The 16,722-nt window shown below is 58.0% G+C and carries 15 protein-coding genes and 2 CRISPR repeat arrays (1 of these 17 cut by a window edge); of the genes, 12 read left to right on the forward strand and 3 right to left on the reverse strand.

Annotated elements, in window-relative coordinates:
- Positions 1-277: 277 nt before the first annotated feature.
- The gene (locus D5261_RS31170; protein ID WP_119321671.1) at positions 278-1,201 is read right to left on the reverse strand and encodes a hypothetical protein; all 924 of its coding nucleotides are present in this window, start codon (positions 1,199-1,201) and stop codon (positions 278-280) included.
- Between the two features lie 53 nt (positions 1,202-1,254).
- Positions 1,255-1,905 carry an N-acyl amino acid synthase FeeM domain-containing protein gene (locus D5261_RS31175; protein WP_119321672.1) on the reverse strand — a complete coding sequence of 217 codons (651 nt, stop codon included), beginning with the start codon at positions 1,903-1,905 and terminating at the stop codon, positions 1,255-1,257.
- A gap of 164 nt (positions 1,906-2,069) precedes the next feature.
- On the opposite strand from D5261_RS31175, the gene D5261_RS31180 reads away from it, so the two are divergent.
- Positions 2,070-2,342 (forward strand): helix-turn-helix domain-containing protein, encoded by a 273-nt coding sequence (locus D5261_RS31180; protein ID WP_119321673.1) that lies wholly within the window; start codon positions 2,070-2,072, stop codon positions 2,340-2,342.
- Between the two features lie 465 nt (positions 2,343-2,807).
- Here the strand turns inward: D5261_RS31180 and D5261_RS31185 are convergent, their stop codons facing one another.
- The gene (locus D5261_RS31185; RefSeq protein ID WP_119321674.1) at positions 2,808-3,197 is read right to left on the reverse strand and encodes a hypothetical protein; all 390 of its coding nucleotides are present in this window, start codon (positions 3,195-3,197) and stop codon (positions 2,808-2,810) included.
- Between the two features lie 231 nt (positions 3,198-3,428).
- Between D5261_RS31185 and D5261_RS31190 the strand changes: the two genes are divergently transcribed.
- The 11 genes from D5261_RS31190 to cas2 all read left to right on the forward strand — a co-directional run bounded on the left by D5261_RS31190 (position 3,429) and on the right by cas2 (position 16,039).
- Positions 3,429-3,659 (forward strand): hypothetical protein, encoded by a 231-nt coding sequence (locus tag D5261_RS31190; protein ID WP_119321675.1) that lies wholly within the window; start codon positions 3,429-3,431, stop codon positions 3,657-3,659.
- A gap of 13 nt (positions 3,660-3,672) precedes the next feature.
- Entirely contained in the window at positions 3,673-5,343 is a 1,671-nt protein-coding gene (locus D5261_RS31195) for a recombinase family protein (RefSeq protein WP_119321676.1), read from the forward strand.
- Between the two features lie 395 nt (positions 5,344-5,738).
- Positions 5,739-6,580: direct repeats of the CRISPR family, unit length 30 nt; unit sequence CTTTTAATTGAACCGTAGCGGTATTGAAAC.
- Between the two features lie 76 nt (positions 6,581-6,656).
- Positions 6,657-7,616, forward strand: coding sequence for a helix-turn-helix transcriptional regulator (locus tag D5261_RS31200; protein WP_119321677.1), 960 nt, complete (start codon positions 6,657-6,659; stop codon positions 7,614-7,616).
- Between the two features lie 55 nt (positions 7,617-7,671).
- Complete coding sequence (cas6, locus tag D5261_RS31205; protein WP_165864228.1) at positions 7,672-8,427, forward strand: CRISPR-associated endoribonuclease Cas6; 756 nt, start codon at positions 7,672-7,674, stop codon at positions 8,425-8,427.
- Between the two features lie 117 nt (positions 8,428-8,544).
- Complete coding sequence (locus D5261_RS31210) at positions 8,545-9,264, forward strand: hypothetical protein (protein WP_119321679.1); 720 nt, start codon at positions 8,545-8,547, stop codon at positions 9,262-9,264.
- A complete protein-coding gene (locus D5261_RS31215) occupies positions 9,246-10,847 on the forward strand; it encodes a hypothetical protein (protein WP_125206006.1) in 1,602 nt (533 codons plus the stop codon). The genes D5261_RS31210 and D5261_RS31215 overlap by 19 nt, the downstream gene beginning before the upstream one ends.
- 27 nt (positions 10,848-10,874) lie before the next feature.
- Positions 10,875-11,801 carry a type I-PGING CRISPR-associated protein Cas7/Csp1 gene (cas7p, locus tag D5261_RS31220; RefSeq protein WP_119321681.1) on the forward strand — a complete coding sequence of 309 codons (927 nt, stop codon included), beginning with the start codon at positions 10,875-10,877 and terminating at the stop codon, positions 11,799-11,801.
- Complete coding sequence (cas3, locus tag D5261_RS31225) at positions 11,798-14,050, forward strand: CRISPR-associated helicase Cas3' (RefSeq protein ID WP_119321682.1); 2,253 nt, start codon at positions 11,798-11,800, stop codon at positions 14,048-14,050. Before cas7p ends, cas3 begins: the two co-directional genes overlap by 4 nt.
- Positions 14,047-14,580 (forward strand): CRISPR-associated protein Cas4, encoded by a 534-nt coding sequence (gene cas4 / locus D5261_RS31230; RefSeq protein WP_119321683.1) that lies wholly within the window; start codon positions 14,047-14,049, stop codon positions 14,578-14,580. Before cas3 ends, cas4 begins: the two co-directional genes overlap by 4 nt.
- A gap of 5 nt (positions 14,581-14,585) precedes the next feature.
- Positions 14,586-15,755 carry a CRISPR-associated endonuclease Cas1 gene (gene cas1, locus D5261_RS31235; RefSeq protein WP_218025597.1) on the forward strand — a complete coding sequence of 390 codons (1,170 nt, stop codon included), beginning with the start codon at positions 14,586-14,588 and terminating at the stop codon, positions 15,753-15,755.
- 20 nt (positions 15,756-15,775) lie between these two features.
- Positions 15,776-16,039 (forward strand): CRISPR-associated endonuclease Cas2, encoded by a 264-nt coding sequence (gene cas2, locus D5261_RS31240; protein ID WP_119321685.1) that lies wholly within the window; start codon positions 15,776-15,778, stop codon positions 16,037-16,039.
- A 177-nt stretch (positions 16,040-16,216) separates the two neighbouring features.
- Positions 16,217-16,722: direct repeats of the CRISPR family, unit length 30 nt; unit sequence CTTTTAATTGAACCGTTGCGGAATTGAAAC (it continues 357 nt past the right edge of the window).

Consider the following 16,722-nt stretch of genomic DNA (forward strand, 5'->3'; position numbering starts at 1 on the left):
AAGGGAGTGAGTGGAGAAACGTATTAAGGAGGGGATAGGTGCCTCTCAAGTCGAAGCTGGAGCACGCCCGCATGGCGCTTCTCGCGGGCAAGGCGGCTTGGACGGGCTGGGCCGTATGGCGGAAGCGTTCCTTGCGGACCCACGGAACGCCCGGTACGCCGACCGGAGGTGCAAGGTGGCCCTGATGGAACTGTACGCTGCTACCGGGGAGCCCCGACCCTTCCGAGACTACACCCTCGGCCGCCGCGTATCTGATCCCCGCCTATTCCCTGCCGCCCTAACTCCTACCCTCCGCTGGCATGGGCCTCCCCTTCCGCGCGACGTGATCGACCACCCGCTCCAGCCAGTCCTTCAGCGCCCGGTTGGTGGTCGCGTTGATTATCAGCGCGATCGCGGTGGCGGCGAAGTGCCGCTCGGTCGGGTTGCCGAGCGGCAGGAGGTCGGCCAGGAACGCCACGGCTGCCTGATAGACTTCAAGCGCAAAGGATATGATGACCGCGTAGATCACCGTCGTCCTAACGATCACCCGGATATTGAAGAGGTGCTGGACGAACACGGCGTAGGCGACAGTGCCGAGGAGAAGTATTGTGGAGAGAGTGCCGACGTTGATGAGGCGGAAGTCGCCGTACCAGTACGGCAGGACGATGTTCGTGGTGACCGCGACCGAGGCCGTAGCCAGGATGCCGGCCCCGATGAGCTTCAGGGTATTGCGGTCCCTTGCGGCCAGCCGGACGCCTGGCCGCAAGGCGGTGGCCACCGCGCCTCCGAGCATGGCTACCACGTGCGCGATGTACAGTGGAAACAGGACGCCGTAGGCCGTCAGGTGCTGGCCCGCCTGCACGGTTTCCGCGCCGTCGATCAGCGGGGTGAAGGCGGAGACCGCGACAACGAACGATGTCTCAAGCCACAGCCGGGCGTACAGCCTGCTTCCACGCCCGGCGAGTTCCGCCATGAAGAGATAGCTCGCTGTGGCGACGAGAGCGGCGGCGGCGAAGTTCGCCCTTCCGACCAAAAGCAGCGTCCTGCCTTCGGGCAGGCTGCCGAAGACGAAGAGCGTCCCGACCCACCCCAGCAGGGCGATGGCGAGCAGAGAATAGTAGCCGTGAAGCCTCGATCCCGGATTCCGGGAAAGGACGAAGACCGCCGATCCGAGGAGGAACGCGAGGCAGAGGAGGTAGAGGGACGCCGTGAGGAGGGTCATGGCTTCGGGAGTTAGGCGGTAATTGAGGTCTCCGACCGGAAAGGCGGGCGCGGCTACGAGACCTTCGCCAATACTGTCTCAAAATCCGCCGTCCGTTGCAACGGACTTGGGCGTTCCAACGGCCTGCCCATCATCGCGACGATATGCCGGTAGCTGTGGGAGCGCATCGCCCTGACGACCATCGCGCCGGCCACGTCCGTGACGCCCATCTTCGCGAGGAAGCACTCCTCGCCCCAATGCGGGCGCAGTTCCCCGATGATCTCAAGCGGCCAGCCCAGGCGCAGGTACAGCTTGTAGGTGCTCGGCGTGACTTCGAGCGAAATGTCGGCGATTGCGTGCGCCGCGCAGTACCGCCACATCTCAATACACAGCGGCCAGAGCAGCTGGGCCGTTCCCCGGTACTCGGGACGGACGGCCATGATCGAGATGTGCGCCCTCGCGCTTCTACTTGGGATCAGGACATCCGGCCACACCATCTCGCAGGGAAGGCTTTCGCAGGAGCTTCCCGGAACGAGCTGCAGTCCCCCGGCCAGGGATGCGCCGACATGCGCCGCGAAGTGGACGGAGGCCCGAGCGTAGTCCAGCAGTTGGGAGCCGGGCCGCCATGACTGCTCGTCGGCGATTTCGTGAAACATCCTTATGACGGCTGAAACGCCGTCGTCGTCCGCGACCTCCCCAACGGTGTACTGCGCGTCATGTCCCATCCTGTCGCCTCCCCGCCTCACGAATATCCGCGAGTATACCACATAATGACCCTACTTAAGGTCATTCGGACTGTCGTTATTCTGGATAATGAGGAGGCAAGTAACGGAGTCAGGTGGTAGACATGCCTCGGGGTTTCCCACGGCTTCGGACAACAGACGGGGCGATGAACCAGGTTGGCTCACGAGTGGAGGACCGGCGGATACGGCTTGGGCTTGCGCAAGACGAGCTCTGCGCAAAGCTCGCTCAGGTCACCGGCGGGGCCTGGGTCGCCGACCGCCGCGACATCTACCGCATCGAGAAGGCGCGTAGGACGGTGACCGACCTTGAGGTGCTTGCGCTGTCGCTGGCTCTGGGCTGCCCAGTGGTTTGGCTTTTGGTGGGCGAACCGCCCGAACCTGTCGTCTTTCAGAAAAGCGACGACAATGCCCGTGCGTGAGCGTGTTCTTCCACAATATCCCGCCTTTGTTTGCTACTTATTGATCCCTTTCATTTCTCAATTGGCTACTCAGATCACGTGGGTCGCGACGTGCGGTAACAAAATCGATCACCTCTTTGTGTCTTGATCCACCTGTCTTTCACATTTAGGTGTTCTCCACGTAGCCCGTAGCGAAACGATAAAGCAAGGCGCGATGACGGAGTTTCGCTGGCACCGCGAGGCGCTCGGCGGCCTCCTCTTGGAGTTCGTCCGCCGCAACGAGGAGCGCCTCCGGCTTCAGCCCCGACCAGTTCAAGGCAATCCGCAGCAGTCTTCGTGCCCCCCACCTCTTATTTCCGATCTTATTTTCTTCCTTTTATTAACGCTTCCCACGATAGTGGGATGCAGCTTCACAATAGGCTGTGACAGTCCATCCCAGGTCGATCAAAGATATCCACAGGATTATCCACATTTTGATTGGCACCATCATACTGCCTTCGTCTCGACTAGGCGGCGGGGAAACCGGAACCGCAGCGCCCGGTGGTAGTGGCGGCGCTGCTCCGAGGTCGCGAGGATAGCGCCGCCGTCCGACAGCGTCTCCAGCAGACCGCGCCGCACGAGGCCATCGATGGCGGCGCTGATCGTCGTCGAGGAGCGGCATCCCGTCGCCGCTTTGAGCTGACGGTGGGTCAGGGCCGCCGTTGACCTCCGCCGGCCCGGCTCGCCGGACTGCCAGCCCAGGGTGGACCTGGCAACGGCGATTACGACCAGGCACTCGGCCCGGCTGGCCGTTGCTAGCATCTCGTAGATCCCGAGCGGCACCGGGAACGTGCGCATCTTGCGCAGATCGTAGGCATCGTTGGCATGTCTATCCATGGCGTATGCGGTTAGCTGGTAGCGAGGGAATCATCTCCCAGCCAGCGGGATACCGCGACGACGCTTTCCTTCGGGCAACTACTGGAGAACATACCGAGGAGCACCGGTTGCCTGTCTTCCCACAAAGCAACCCGCTTTGAACCGAGGTTGGCCGCGTGCGAGGATAAGGAGGCTCTCCCGAAGCATACATCGAACGGTCGGGGTAACCCTTATTCGCGCTAACTCCGGCATATGGCTCCGCACAACGGCACACGGCCCGACGGGATCGACAATGCGCACTCTCCCGAATCTGGGCCGCATATTGCGGATGGGCTCCCGCCAGAGTATGCTCTGATTCTTCGCGACATCCCCGCCTCCGAAGCCAACAAGGCCGAGTTCGTCCGGCGCCTGCGCACGGTCGTGCGGCAGGTGATCCGGCGCTGCCTGGAGGAGCGGGACGGAATGCGCGAAGGCGACCAATAAGTAATCGATTCGCATGGTGACAACAACAGAGGAGGCCGTCATCTATTGCCGCGTCTCTTCAGCAAGGCAGATCCAGGAAGGAAGCGGCCTGGAGAGCCAGGAGCAGCGCTGCCGGTCGTACGCGGAGGCGCACGGCTACTCGGTAGTCGAGGTGTTCCGGGAGGAGGGGGTCTCCGGAGGCACCCTGCTTCGTCCGGCAATCCACCAGGCGCTTACGTTCCTGCAGAAGCGCTCCTCGCCCACCGTCCTGATCATCGACGACCTCAAGCGCCTCGCCCGGAGCGTCGAAACCCACATCGCGCTGAAGGCGGCGGTAGCGAAGTGCGGCAGCCGACTGGAGAGCCCGTCCTTCCGGTTCGAGGACAGCCCCGAGAGCAACTTCATGGAGACCGTACTGGCAGGCGCTGCGGAACTGGAGCGCAACCAGAACCGCCAGCAGGTGCTCAATCGAATGAAGGCGCGCCTTGAGACGGGGCACTGGGCCTTCCGCTGCCCGCCGGGATACGTCATGGGCAGGACGGGCGCGCACCGGAAGGTAATGGTGCCGGACGGCGGGCGGGCAGAGCTGATCCGGGAAGCGCTGACGGGCTTCGCCTCGAACCGGTTCTTCTCGCTGATGGACGTGCAGCGGTTCCTGAGCGCGCACGGATTCTTCGGCTCGGGACGACGCGGAAGCGTGACGGTGGAACTCAACCGCGTGCGCACTATGATGACCGAGATGCTGTACGCCGGGTGCCTTGAGTACAAGCCGTGGGGGATCCAACTTTGCAGGGGCGTGCACGAGCCGCTGATCAGCCTGGAGACGTTCCAGAAGATCCAGGACAAGCTCGCCGAGCGAAGGGCTCCGATCAAGCGGGCGAGCGATCACGACGAGTTTCCGCTCCGCCGCCTCATCTCGTGCGGCGTATGCGGTCACCCACTCACCGGGAGCGGCACAACGAACAAGGGACGCCGCTACCTCTATTATCATTGCTATCACAAAGGATGCGCCGAGTACGGCAAGACCACGGGCGCGGACGACCTTGAGCGGGAGTTCGAAGGGCTCCTCCGCAGGTATCACCTCAAACGTCCTGTCCTACAGGCGGCGCGGCAGATGGTTGTTGAGACGTGGGAAGAAGAGTACCGCGACATGGACAATCGAGCCGCAGCCCGGCAGATGGAGGCCGGCCGCATCCAGGGTCAGGTGCGTGAATTGACGCAGAAGCTTGTCATCCTCAGCAACGAGACGGCGATCCGCGCGGTTGAGGAAAGCATCGTGGAACTGGAGCGAAAGCGCCTTATTCTCACACAAAAACCGGCCGAGGCGACACGTGGGGACGTGGATGTTGGAAGCGCCTTCGACCGGGTTGTCTGCTTGCTGGAAGATCCCTACCAGACCTGGAAATCGGGGGATACCCACAACAAGCGACTGATCACACAAATGCTGTTTGACAGCCCTCTGACGTACAGGCGAAAATCGGGTTTTGGAAGCGCTGAAATGTCGCTCCCATACCAGGTTTTAACCTCTTTGGACACACCTAAATATAGGTTGGTGGACCTTCCTGGAGTAAGTTGGAAGCTTTTCGCGGAAGCAATCCTCTCGTGGCTTCCTATGATCGACAACACTCAAGGTACGGGCATACTGTACCGCACACCATCGCCCGGCGCGAGCCCGTTTGCGCGAAGGCAACGCACGTCCCCTTGAGGGAATCCGCCGTTAGTAATGGCGGCATGAACACCATCGAACAGCGAAGCTGGGACGAGTACAGGCGGGCTCGGCAACGGGAGTGGACCAAGTAGGCGAAGGAAGCCATGCGGCACAAGTCGGAACGCGTGGCATCGTGCTGAACAACTATTTGCCTAACAAGGGCAGGATGGTTGTAAACACGATGATCTCCTGTGACGACATAGGAACTATCTTCCGTCAATACCAATTCGCTTGTGTCGTCGGCCTCCGATAGCCCCTCTCACAGTAAAGGCCGACGACTCTTGAAGGAAATTTCCATCCCCGACGACCCTATCAGATCCCCATGATCGGGGGTACAATATATTCGTCTACTGTATATGGGAGTATGTTTTCCGAGGACGTCAAGATGTGGGCTTTTAATTGAACCGTAGCGGTATTGAAACACCTCTAAAACGAGGACGATAGCGCACAATAAAACTTTTAATTGAACCGTAGCGGTATTGAAACCGCTTTGGCGCTATAGGAGGTTCTCTTGAAGCACTGGGCCTTTTAATTGAACCGTAGCGGTATTGAAACCTCTGCGCCTCGAAGATCAGCGAACGGCGGCGCGAGGCTTTTAATTGAACCGTAGCGGTATTGAAACCAGCTCACGCGTTCCGGGAGTTACGAGGTCAATGTTCCGCTTTTAATTGAACCGTAGCGGTATTGAAACAAGTGGCTGCACGAGGCTACAGCGGGACAGCCGATCTCCTTTTAATTGAACCGTAGCGGTATTGAAACTCTCCCAGTCCGCTGCCGAGGAAATCGTCCATCGCGGACCTCCTTTTAATTGAACCGTAGCGGTATTGAAACTATGTAAATAGGCTATGGGCATCAGCCTGGACGGACTTTTAATTGAACCGTAGCGGTATTGAAACAGGAGATTGCCTATGATGCTGATGCATTTCTTGACCGCTTTTAATTGAACCGTAGCGGTATTGAAACTCTCGTAGCTCGTCGCTTCCGCCTTGCGCCCGTCCAGCTTTTAATTGAACCGTAGCGGTATTGAAACAAGGGCTCCAATGAGGCGGAAATCATCGCGTGGCAAACTTTTAATTGAACCGTAGCGGTATTGAAACTTTGAAGCGCAAATCTCCGGCGGTTCGATAATCGCTATCTTTTAATCGAACCGCAGGGGTATTGAAACGTATGACGGCTTCCCGCGTCGCTTTCGCCCTCGGGACTTCTGCTAACTGAACCGTTGCGGTATTGAGATCCAAAACACGCTGAGAGGGAAGACGAATTTCGCCCCCTTGCTTCTGCTCTCGCACATATTGTAAACCACCGGCGTTATGAGTCAACCCGAGCGATTACAGTGGATCGACGCCGCGATCCGAGCTGAGCAGTTTCCGAATGTGAAGGTTGTCCAGCAGCGGTTTGAGGTCTCGCGCCGAACCGTGTTCGGGGATATCCGATACCTACGCGACCGAATGAACGCCCCCATCGTCCACGACCGCGTACGCGGCGGATGGACCTATACGAGTACGTCCTTTGTCTTTCCCACCCTGCTGATTACCACCCAGGAAGCCGGCGCTCTGAGCCGGGCGCTGATCGCCGCCGTGGAGTTCCTGGGGAAAGGCGACGCGGAGCCGCTGCGTCTGCTGCTCCAATCCTGCACACGCTTTCTTCCCGACCTGGATCAGCGTCACCTGGAAACCGTGACCGGCGCCATCCGCCCGTCGCACAACGTGAGCATCCCCGACGCACTGCTGGAGGACTGCCGGCGCGCGGTAAAGACACGCCAGCGCGTCCTCATCCTTTACTATAGCCTCCACCGAAACGAAATGCGCGAACGCACTGTCCGCCCCTACCACATCATCAACCACCTCGGCGAGTACCACCTAGTCGCCTGGTGCGAAATGCGGTCCGCCATCCGGCAGTTCTACGCCGGGCGCATCCGCGAATGGACCGTCCTCAGTCCGGCAAACGCATTCCTCCCGGACCCTGACTTCGACATTAACCACTACCGGCGCGGCCTGCACCTGCGCCACGGCGAGGAAACCGTCCTCGTGAAGGCCCGCTTCACCCCCTACCAGGCGCGCTGGATCCGCGAGCGCTCCTACCATCCCACTCAGACAATCGAAGATCTCCCCGACGGCGGCCTCGTCTTGACCTTGCATGTCGCCGGCGTCGCCGAAGTACGGCGCTGGCTGCTTGGCTACGGCGGCGAGGTCGAGGTGCTGGAGCCGGCCACTTTGCGTGACGAAATCGCCTGCGAAGCAAAAAGACTTTCAAAAATTTATGACGCATAATCCAGTGCAACTTTATTGCACTCTCGGTGTGCTATCCTTATTCCAGGAGAACCTTATGAGATTGCGCGTATCCCTTGAAGCAGCCGAGCCAGTGATGATTCCGATCAACTATCAGGAGTACCTAACGGCGATTGTGTACGGTTTGCTGGACAAGTCCGACGCCGACTACGCCCGCTTCCTCCACGACGAAGGCTACCCTACCGACGATGGCGCGCGGCGCTTCAAAATGTTCTGCTTCTCCTGGCTGCGCGGCCGATGCTCCCCCGCTCCCCCGCAAATGCTGCGTTACGCTCCGGGCGTCATCGACTGGATCATCGCCTCGCCCGTCGAGCAGTTCCTGCAAAACATCGCCATCGGCCTACTCGCCTCCGAAACCCTGCGCGTCGGCCCCGCAACCCTGCGCATCCAGGCCATCGACTCTCTGACGCCTCCACAATTTTTTGAAACAATGCGCTTCACCTGCCAGTCGCCTATCGTCGCCTCCGTGCGCAACGAACGCGGCACGCGCTACCTGCGCGCCACGGATCCGGGAGAGTTCTCGCAAGCCGTCCGCACCAACCTCCTGCGCAAGCACCAGGTCCTGCACGGCAAGCCGCCCCTTGATGACCGACTCGAAGTGCGCTTCGATCCCGCTTTTATCGAGCGCGACAAGTACGCGGGGGCTAAAAAGGTCACCGCCCACGGCATCGACATCATCGGCGTCTACGCGCCGTTTGCCGTGACGGGGTCCGCAGAGTTGATAGAGGTGGGTTATCAGTGCGGCTTTGGGGAGAAGAATGCGAGCGGGTTTGGGATGATCGCGCTGACGTGATAAACGTCGAAGCGATACAAGATAAACCCTCCGCCAAATTCGGCCAAGCAGCCTCCGTTCTGGCTCCCCAGGTCGCTTCGGATTAAAATTGTGCGTACGAAGAGAGACATTAATACGATGATCCAAGATCTACACCTTCTTGAGGCGAAGCCGGAATTCTCGTCTGTCGGTATTTTGACGATCGATGCGCTCGCTCCCCTCTCGATGGTTGTCAAAATGCCGGGAAAATATTATCGCAGTCAGCCGGCTCCGTCGGATGATATGCTCTACGGCATGCTGGAGAATGCCCTGGGCTGGCATTTTTCGGAAGCACGGGGCGCTTTGCTGAAGCGCATGCAGAAGATTCATGGAGCCGCTCCGCGCTTTTCCGGAGTCGGCTTTGGAAGTTTGCTGCAGCACCATGTGCGTTTCACAACACCCCATCTGCCCGCTGTGATTCATTTCGAGGACTTGTGGGCGCAGCATTTGAACGGGCCATCGTTCGTCGGGGGCAGCCGAACCTATGACGCCAGAGCGATTCCGCTGATGGACGCGATTGCCGGAGGAAAGGTCACCGTCAATGATCGGGCCGAGGCAAGTAAAGACCCGAAGATGCTGACAGACTTTCAGGACGGCGATACCGTTCATCTCAATGTGCTGAGTTCGCTTTTTCCGCAATATTATATCAGCCCGACTCGCAGAGAGTACGTACTGCCACTTGGTCCATATATGTATCGTGTCGAGACTTCTCTTGCAATGGCGCAAGCTTTGGAGCAGGCGATCCTGGCCCCGGCGGCTCCTTTGTATCTGGGATCGAATGACGGGTGGGTGGATGCGGAATGGAGAACAATGGAATGATTGCCCGTATGCTAAACATTGTCCATCCCTACCCCAAATACGGCCTCGCCGCCGCCGTCTATCATCAGAGCAATCGTCTCAATGATCTGCAAGATGATGATCTGCGCCTACTTCTTATTGAGGCGATTGAACGCGGATTGGAACATTTCCGAATGAAGACGGACGATATGCCTGGGCTTGGACAGCCGATGACATATCACCCTATCAAGGCAACGCAGTTAACGGACGAGCCAAAGCTCGTGCAATCTGCGGGCTTAGCCGCTCGCGGCGTGTTTCTGTTCCCCACGATTGTCACCACCGACGGAGACGCAAAGGGCACTTACGACAACGCCAGCACGATTTTAAAGGATTTGAAGTCAGGACGCGGACTGGATACTGCAATTGATTTAAGCCGGTCTTATGCGCCCACCACGGCGAAGATCAATAACGGCAAGCGCTCTCAGTCTCCGCCCCGCAGCACGCTCTTTGAAGCGGCATGCTCCGTCATAACTACTCTGACGCCTGTAAAACCCGCAGCCTGGATCAATCAGCGAAACACTGTCATCCTTCCTGATTTGGAAATTGAGCAATTGTGCGGTTTTATCGAACTCTTTGAAAAAATGGCCGCCACCGAGAACATAGAGTTACTGGCATCGTCGGCGCCGAAAAGCACCGATACGCGTCGCGCAAAACCAGAGAAAAAGTCGGAGTTTCAGCGCCCTCCAATGTTTCACGGGAACTATCCTTACGCGCCTCAGCGGGATGCGGCGACGTTTGGCCCCGTCGGGCTTTTGGGGGCGATCGGTTACTGGGCGCATCGTTACAATCAGCTTCCTTGGGCGGACAAAGTATTGAGCGATCTAGCAGGGCGACCTCTCTATATCATTAGTTACGACAGCATCTCACAGGTTCACTTTAGCCATCATGTCACGGACCTTGCTCGTGAGGGCAAGCTGTCAGAGATCGTGAATAAACTCGCTTATGAGACTCGTCTTGGAGAGGAAATTGATGAAGACCGCCCGCTCTGGTCTGATCCCAAACGGCAGCTCTTCCATCTCGCAACCAGCCGGTTTCTTCAATTGTTCACCCTCCCGGCTTTTCGGGACTTTCTTGCCATGAGGACCGCCTATCCTGCGGAAACGCAGATTTTATTCGAGAGGTATTTTATGAATGAAGCTTCTGACCGGCCTTTGATTGATCGTTCCATTGTTGAGGCCGCCGGCGTCCTGGGGCAGTGGCTCAACCGCGTCGCTTACTTCGCCGCCTATGCCGACGTGAGTGAGAAGAAAGCAGATCGCGACAAAGAGGTGCGTAAGGCCAAGGCGAAGATCATTGTCACCTTCGAAAGTGTGGCGATGAGTGCGCGCGATCCGCTCGCCATGATCTCACAAGTCATTTCGCAGGCTGGCCGCCTGGGTCAAGGCGATGTTCCCGACGAAGCGAAGCCGTTTCTAGACGCCGCCATGATTGGCCCGGCAAATGGCGGCATCACGGCAGAGCAAGCGCGGCACTTATTGATGGTCTATATGCGCCTTCGCTCCTCTGCCACGAAAGACAAAGAGAGCGACATAAGCCCGGCCTCAGACTACGATTTGAACGGTTAATATTCACTGAAGAAACAGGAAAAGCAAATGATCATCAAAGGAATTCTGGTAACGCTGATCGCTCCCATGAGCGACCATATCGCGAACGCCGGCGATAAGATCTTAGGGAACGCGTCTTCGATCAAGCAGCGCCCCGACGGCAGAGTATACATCTCGGGCCAGAAGCAGCGGCATGCCCTTTTCAGCGCTATGGATCGCCTGAACTTCTCCGATCCGAAGCACGGTGAAACCTATATCTCAAATGGAGATGGGGTGACGACGATCGTTGAGAATGACCTACGGGCGGACCTCGGCGGCTTTTTGGACACCAATAAGGGAAGCTATAGCGGCCGGCGCACAGCTCCGCTCAGTGCCACGCCGGCGGTTGCTCTGGAGGAAAGCCGTGTCGGGCGAGATTTGCTTATTCGCCTTAAGGTCAATCAGGACAAGGAAAGCGAACGCAGCCAGGCGCTGGCGACACGGGAATATAGCCAGGACGATCTGATGCTGATGAACTTCTTCATCGATATCGGCGCCGTCAGTATCCGCAAGCGGCATCGCTACGAGAAGGATATGCATGTCTCCACGGAATACGTCAAGCACGTCGATGAACCGGAGCGGCTGCGCCGTGTCCAGCTTGCCTTGGAAGCAACCGGATCTCTCGTCGATTACGCCAATCAGGCGCGCAATGCCGTCAGCGGCGAGCCGCAGCAAGTTCTCATCGTATTCGACACAAAGCTTAGCCGCAAGACAAGCCGATACTTCCGGGCGAAAGACACGGAACGAAAGAACATACTGAACGAGCTGGAGCATCGGGGCGCAACCTATTTCTTCGGCGACGATACTTCGGCTGAAGGCGACAGCGTCTCCATCGCCTATGTCAAGGCGCTGAAATTTCTCAATGAGAATTCCCTCTTCGATCCGACCGATGGCGCCGCTCCTATCACGACTTCCCAGTTTGAGGCGGGAAAGTGACCTATCTGGCGAAACCCAGCGGAATTACTTTGGAAGTTCACGTCGCAGACCTGGAGGCACAATGCGACGTGATCTTTCCAAACCGCTCCTTCACGAGTGAAAAGTATCGCCGCCGTACCGGCGGCGATCTTGAAGCGCTCACACGGCTTGCGGTCAAATGGCACGACGAGGGAAAAAAATGCAAGCCGTGGCAAGATGCTTGCCGCCGCGATTATGAATATCTTCAACTGACCAAGAAGCAGGGAACAGTTCTTCGGAATGCAAAAATCCGCCATGAATTGGCATCCTTGGAATTCATCCATAAAGCAGGAATTGCTCTCCCTGATGTCGTGCGTGTTGCGATTGCCGCGCACCATAGGAAATTGAGCCGTCGGCACGAGCACCGCTGGGGAGAAGAGCGTTCAGAGTTCGGTAAGTTCTGGAAGGAATTTACCGCTATCGCCGATGGGTTTCGTATCTATGAAATAGAGCGCGCCCTTGAGACTCGTTACCGTTATGCCGGCCCTCGATCCCTGCTCCAGTTGGCCGACCATCGCGCAAGCGCGATCGAAGGCGGATCTCCCGTCGCCGCAATCAAACCTTTCGAATACAACTTCCCTTACAATGAGAAGCGCGGCGTTCAAGCTAAGATCGAAGAACTTAAGGACGAAGCGTTCGCAATCCTGCGTGCGCCGACAGGCTCTGGGAAGACAGACGCCGCACTACTCTGGGCAAAGCATAAAATCGAGAAAGGGCTTGCCGATCGTTTGATCATCGCCATGCCAACCCGTTTCACGGCAAGCGCATTGGCATCAAGCAATGTAAAGCAGCTCAGTCAGTGCGGCTTGTATCACTCCACAGCTTGGCTGAAGCCTCAGAGTGAGGATCTGGATCTCGCTCGTACCCTCGATTCGTCTGTTACCGTCACGACAATCGACCATTTGTGTATCTCCTTGACGGGAACGCGTGAAGATCATCACGCTATTTTCTTCAATTTGATGAATTCGTGCGTTGTGATCGACGAAGCGGATTTCTACGACGATTTCACTCAGCACAACATCGTCGCCCTGCTGCGCGCGCTGCGCCAATTCGACGTTCCTGTATTGTTGATGAGCGCCACTGCTCCCGATTCCGCACGTCACCTCTATTCGCTCTCAGGATTCACAGTCGAGAAAATCCACGAGGATTTGACGGATTATGATCGCGTGCGCTGCCACCTCACTCGGCTCGGCAAATCTAGCCATCCCGAGGATATTGCTTCCCATCTACAGAGGGCATTGGACGGCGAAGCCACCATTATCTACACGAATACTGTCGCCAGGGCGCAAGAGTATTACGACTGGTTCCAGAAAAGCATTCGCACTGAGCATAACCTTCGCCCCGAACACGTAGTGCTTTACCATAGCCGTTTTCTAGAACATCACAAGGCGCAAAAGGAAGAACTGCTATACCAGATGCTAGGGCGCGAAGCTTGGAAACAGGAAGCGCCGCCAACCGGGGTAGCGATCCTTACCCAGATTGGCGAACTCAGCGTCAATATCAGCGCGGACCTTATGATCAGCGACCTCTGCCCGGTGGACCGCCTTACCCAGCGCGCCGGACGCCTCGCCCGCTTCTACAAGGATCGCGTTGGAGAGCTCAAGGAGAAGCGGGGAGAATTATTCATTGTCGATCCCTATCAAGATATCAACGACGATTCCATTTTTTATCCCGCGCCTTATGGAACTTACGTGATGGGAAGCGGATGGAGAATCGGGGAGGCGTTGTCTCGCTCCGCAGAGTTAGTTGTCGATGGCGAGTATACCGCACACCGATTCGTGGATTTGGTCAACGAAGTCTATCCTACGATCTCCGCCATCGCTCCGCATGTGCGCGACAATTGCCGGGAACTAGAAACATGCATTGTCGGCAACTGGCTCATACTTCCCAAAGCAGAGGCGCGCGAAGATGATGATGAGACGAAGGACTGGCGCAGCCGCGATATTGCCCCACAAACGAAAGTCTATGCGGAAGTCAACGCCAGCGGTGTAGAGAGCGACGGACTGCTAGACGCCATGACGTGGAATGGATTCCGCCGTTTTCAACTGGATCATGGAATAGAGTGCCCGCAATACCGTCTTGACGCCGCAATCAAAGCGGGGATTTTGAACAAAGATCGTGATCATGTTCTGCTCACGGTCGGCGAGGAAACGATAGAGATCTGGACAGTTCCGCCAGCGCGCTATTGTGTGGAAACAGGGCTAAGTCTTGGCGATAAGAAAACATCATGACCTCCATTCCTCCCTTCCCTAACACTCCCCTCACCGGAACCGAGGTCCACTACTACGCGCTCTGCCCGCGCAAGCTCTGGTGGTTCTCACACGGCATGGAGCAGGAGCACGTCACCGGGGGTACCGGGCATGAGAATGTGGAGATCGGGACGCAGCTGCACCGGGACAGTTACGCCGGGCGCGGGCAGAGGGAGGTCATGATCGATGGCCTGCTGCGGATCGACTTCACCGAGGACGGCAAGATTCACGAGATCAAGAAGAGCCGGGGCGGCGAGCGCGCGGCGCAGATGCAGGTGCTTTATTATCTCTGGTATCTCAAGCACGAGAAGGGCGTCGTGACGACCGCCGTCATCGACTATCCCAAGGAGCGGCGGCGACTGGACATCACGCTGACGCCGGCGCGGGAATCGGAGGTTGAGGAGGCCATCGCGGCGGCGCAGGCTGTCAAGGAACTGCCCCGGCCGCCGCATGTCCCGGCGCCGATGCCGCTTTGCAAGAACTGCGCCTATCAAGACCTGTGCTGGGGGTAACTTCCGTGAAGAACTACTACGTCCTGTCCAACGGCCGGGTGCGGCGCGAGTCCAACACCCTTTACATCGAGACGGCCGACGGCGCCAAAAAGCCGCTGCCGGTGGAGGACGTCGAGAGCCTGTACGTCTACGGCGAGGTGGACATCAACACCAAGCTGCTGAACTTCCTGAGCCAGAAGCGCATCCCGCTCCACGTCTTCAACTACCACGGCTTCTACAGCGGGAGCTACTATCCGCGCGAGTACCTGCACTCCGGATACCTGCTCGTCCAGCAGGTCCAGCACTACCAGGACGCCGAGAAGCGGCTGGCCCTGGCGCGCGAGATCGTGCGCGGCTCCGCCCACTCCCTCCTGCGCAACATCGCCTACTACGACCGGCGGCGCCCTGGAACGGCTGCGGAGCGTGAGCCCGAAGGGGAGATCGGGAACGCCGAGCTCCCCGGCGATCCCGAAACGGAAGCCGCCGTTGACGCCGCCCTGGACGATCCGTCCGTCGATACTAACTTCCAGGCCGATGACGATCTCGACCCGCTCGAATCCTCTCTTACGCTGAACGACGACGCTCCCTCCCTCGGGCAGATCCGCGCCACCGTCACCGCGCTGGCCGCTCTCATCGGCGCCCAGACGCACGTCAACGCCGTGCGCGGCGTCGAAGGCAAGATGCGCGAGCGCTACTACCAGGCCTGGCGGCATATCCTGAGCAGCGAGTGGCTGTTCGAGCGCCGCGTGCGCCGCCCGCCCGACAACGAGGTCAACGCGCTGATCTCGTTCGGCAACAGCGTCCTCTACACCACCTGCCTGGGAGAGATCTACCGGACGCAGCTCACCCCCACCATCTCCTACGTGCACGAGCCCGGCGCGCGCCGCTTCTCGCTGGCGCTCGACCTCTCGGAGATGTTCAAGCCGCTGATCGTGGACCGCGCCATCTTCCGGCTGATCAACACCGGTCAGCTCGACGCCTCGCACTTCGACAAGAGCATGGACGGCTGCTTCCTCACGGACGCCGGCAAGCGCCTGTTCCTGCGCTCCCTGGAAGACCGCCTCGCCACGATCATCAAGCACCGCCGCCTCGGCCGCCACGTCACGTACCGCCATCTGATCCGACTGGAATGCTACAAGCTCGTCCGCCATCTGACGGATGTCGAACCTTACCGCGCCTTTCGCGCATGGTGGTGACGACGAGGGAAAGGACCGTCATGTATATCATTCTCGTATACGACATCGGGGAGGAGCGGGTGCACAAAGTCTGCAAGTACATGCGCCGCTACCTGCCACGCATCCAGAACTCGGTCTTCGAAGGCGAACTCTCGGACTCCAAGCTCGCCAAGATGAAAGCCGGCCTGGAAAAGATCATCGTCTCCGGCCGCGACTCCGTCCTGCTGTGGGTGATGCGCGACGACCATTTCGTTGACCGCCAGATCATGGGCGTCGAAAAGCTGCCGGTCGACAATTTCTTCTGACCAATCCCCCTTCCGCATCGTCGTCGGCCTCCGGTACCCTCTCTTCACAGTAGAGACCGACGACTCTTGACGGGTATTTTCCCCATCGGCAGCCCTGTCAGAACGCAATGATCGGAGGTACAATATATTTGCCCTCTACATATGGGCGTAGGGCTTCGACGGAAGTCTAAATGTGGCCTTTTAATTGAACCGTTGCGGAATTGAAACTGGTTGTTCCCGTGGTGGATCCCGTGGTTGTTCCCGTCTTTTAATTGAACCGTTGCGGAATTGAAACCAAGCTGGATCCCAGTTTACTACCTATGACACATTCCCGGCCGCTTTTAATTGAACCGTTGCGGAATTGAAACGGTTTCCAGCTCATCACATGCGCCCATTGTTTAGGGCGCTTTTAATTGAACCGTTGCGGAATTGAAACAAGGGCGAATAATGGATCTTTCAGAATTCACGATTAACTGCTTTTAATTGAACCGTTGCGGAATTGAAACAGATTATCGCTCATCCCGACACCGCCGTACACATTCGTCTTTTAATTGAACCGTTGCGGAATTGAAACAAAATTGGGTCGAGAGATAACCCTGCCTCCCGCGCGACCACTTTTAATTGAACCGTTGCGGAATTGAAACATCTTCGACGTCGTCCGCACATTGTTCGACAAGGGCCGCTTTTAATTCTTTTAATTGAAC

The organism is Capsulimonas corticalis, from assembly GCF_003574315.2.
GTDB lineage: Bacteria > Armatimonadota > Armatimonadia > Armatimonadales > Capsulimonadaceae > Capsulimonas > Capsulimonas corticalis.

What these genes read in the sequence shown, in the direction of transcription:
- D5261_RS31170 (WP_119321671.1), bottom strand. Translation starts at nt 1,201, where the DNA reads ATGACCCTCCTCACGGCGTCCCTCTACCTCCTCTGCCTCGCGTTCCTC.
- D5261_RS31175 (WP_119321672.1), bottom strand. Translation starts at nt 1,905, where the DNA reads ATGGGACATGACGCGCAGTACACCGTTGGGGAGGTCGCGGACGACGAC.
- D5261_RS31180 (WP_119321673.1), top strand. Translation starts at nt 2,070, where the DNA reads ATGAACCAGGTTGGCTCACGAGTGGAGGACCGGCGGATACGGCTTGGG.
- D5261_RS31185 (WP_119321674.1), bottom strand. Translation starts at nt 3,197, where the DNA reads ATGGATAGACATGCCAACGATGCCTACGATCTGCGCAAGATGCGCACG.
- D5261_RS31190 (WP_119321675.1), top strand. Translation starts at nt 3,429, where the DNA reads ATGGCTCCGCACAACGGCACACGGCCCGACGGGATCGACAATGCGCAC.
- D5261_RS31195 (WP_119321676.1), top strand. Translation starts at nt 3,673, where the DNA reads ATGGTGACAACAACAGAGGAGGCCGTCATCTATTGCCGCGTCTCTTCA.
- D5261_RS31200 (WP_119321677.1), top strand. Translation starts at nt 6,657, where the DNA reads ATGAGTCAACCCGAGCGATTACAGTGGATCGACGCCGCGATCCGAGCT.
- cas6 (WP_165864228.1), top strand. Translation starts at nt 7,672, where the DNA reads ATGAGATTGCGCGTATCCCTTGAAGCAGCCGAGCCAGTGATGATTCCG.
- D5261_RS31210 (WP_119321679.1), top strand. Translation starts at nt 8,545, where the DNA reads ATGATCCAAGATCTACACCTTCTTGAGGCGAAGCCGGAATTCTCGTCT.
- D5261_RS31215 (WP_125206006.1), top strand. Translation starts at nt 9,246, where the DNA reads ATGGAGAACAATGGAATGATTGCCCGTATGCTAAACATTGTCCATCCC.
- cas7p (WP_119321681.1), top strand. Translation starts at nt 10,875, where the DNA reads ATGATCATCAAAGGAATTCTGGTAACGCTGATCGCTCCCATGAGCGAC.
- cas4 (WP_119321683.1), top strand. Translation starts at nt 14,047, where the DNA reads ATGACCTCCATTCCTCCCTTCCCTAACACTCCCCTCACCGGAACCGAG.
- cas2 (WP_119321685.1), top strand. Translation starts at nt 15,776, where the DNA reads ATGTATATCATTCTCGTATACGACATCGGGGAGGAGCGGGTGCACAAA.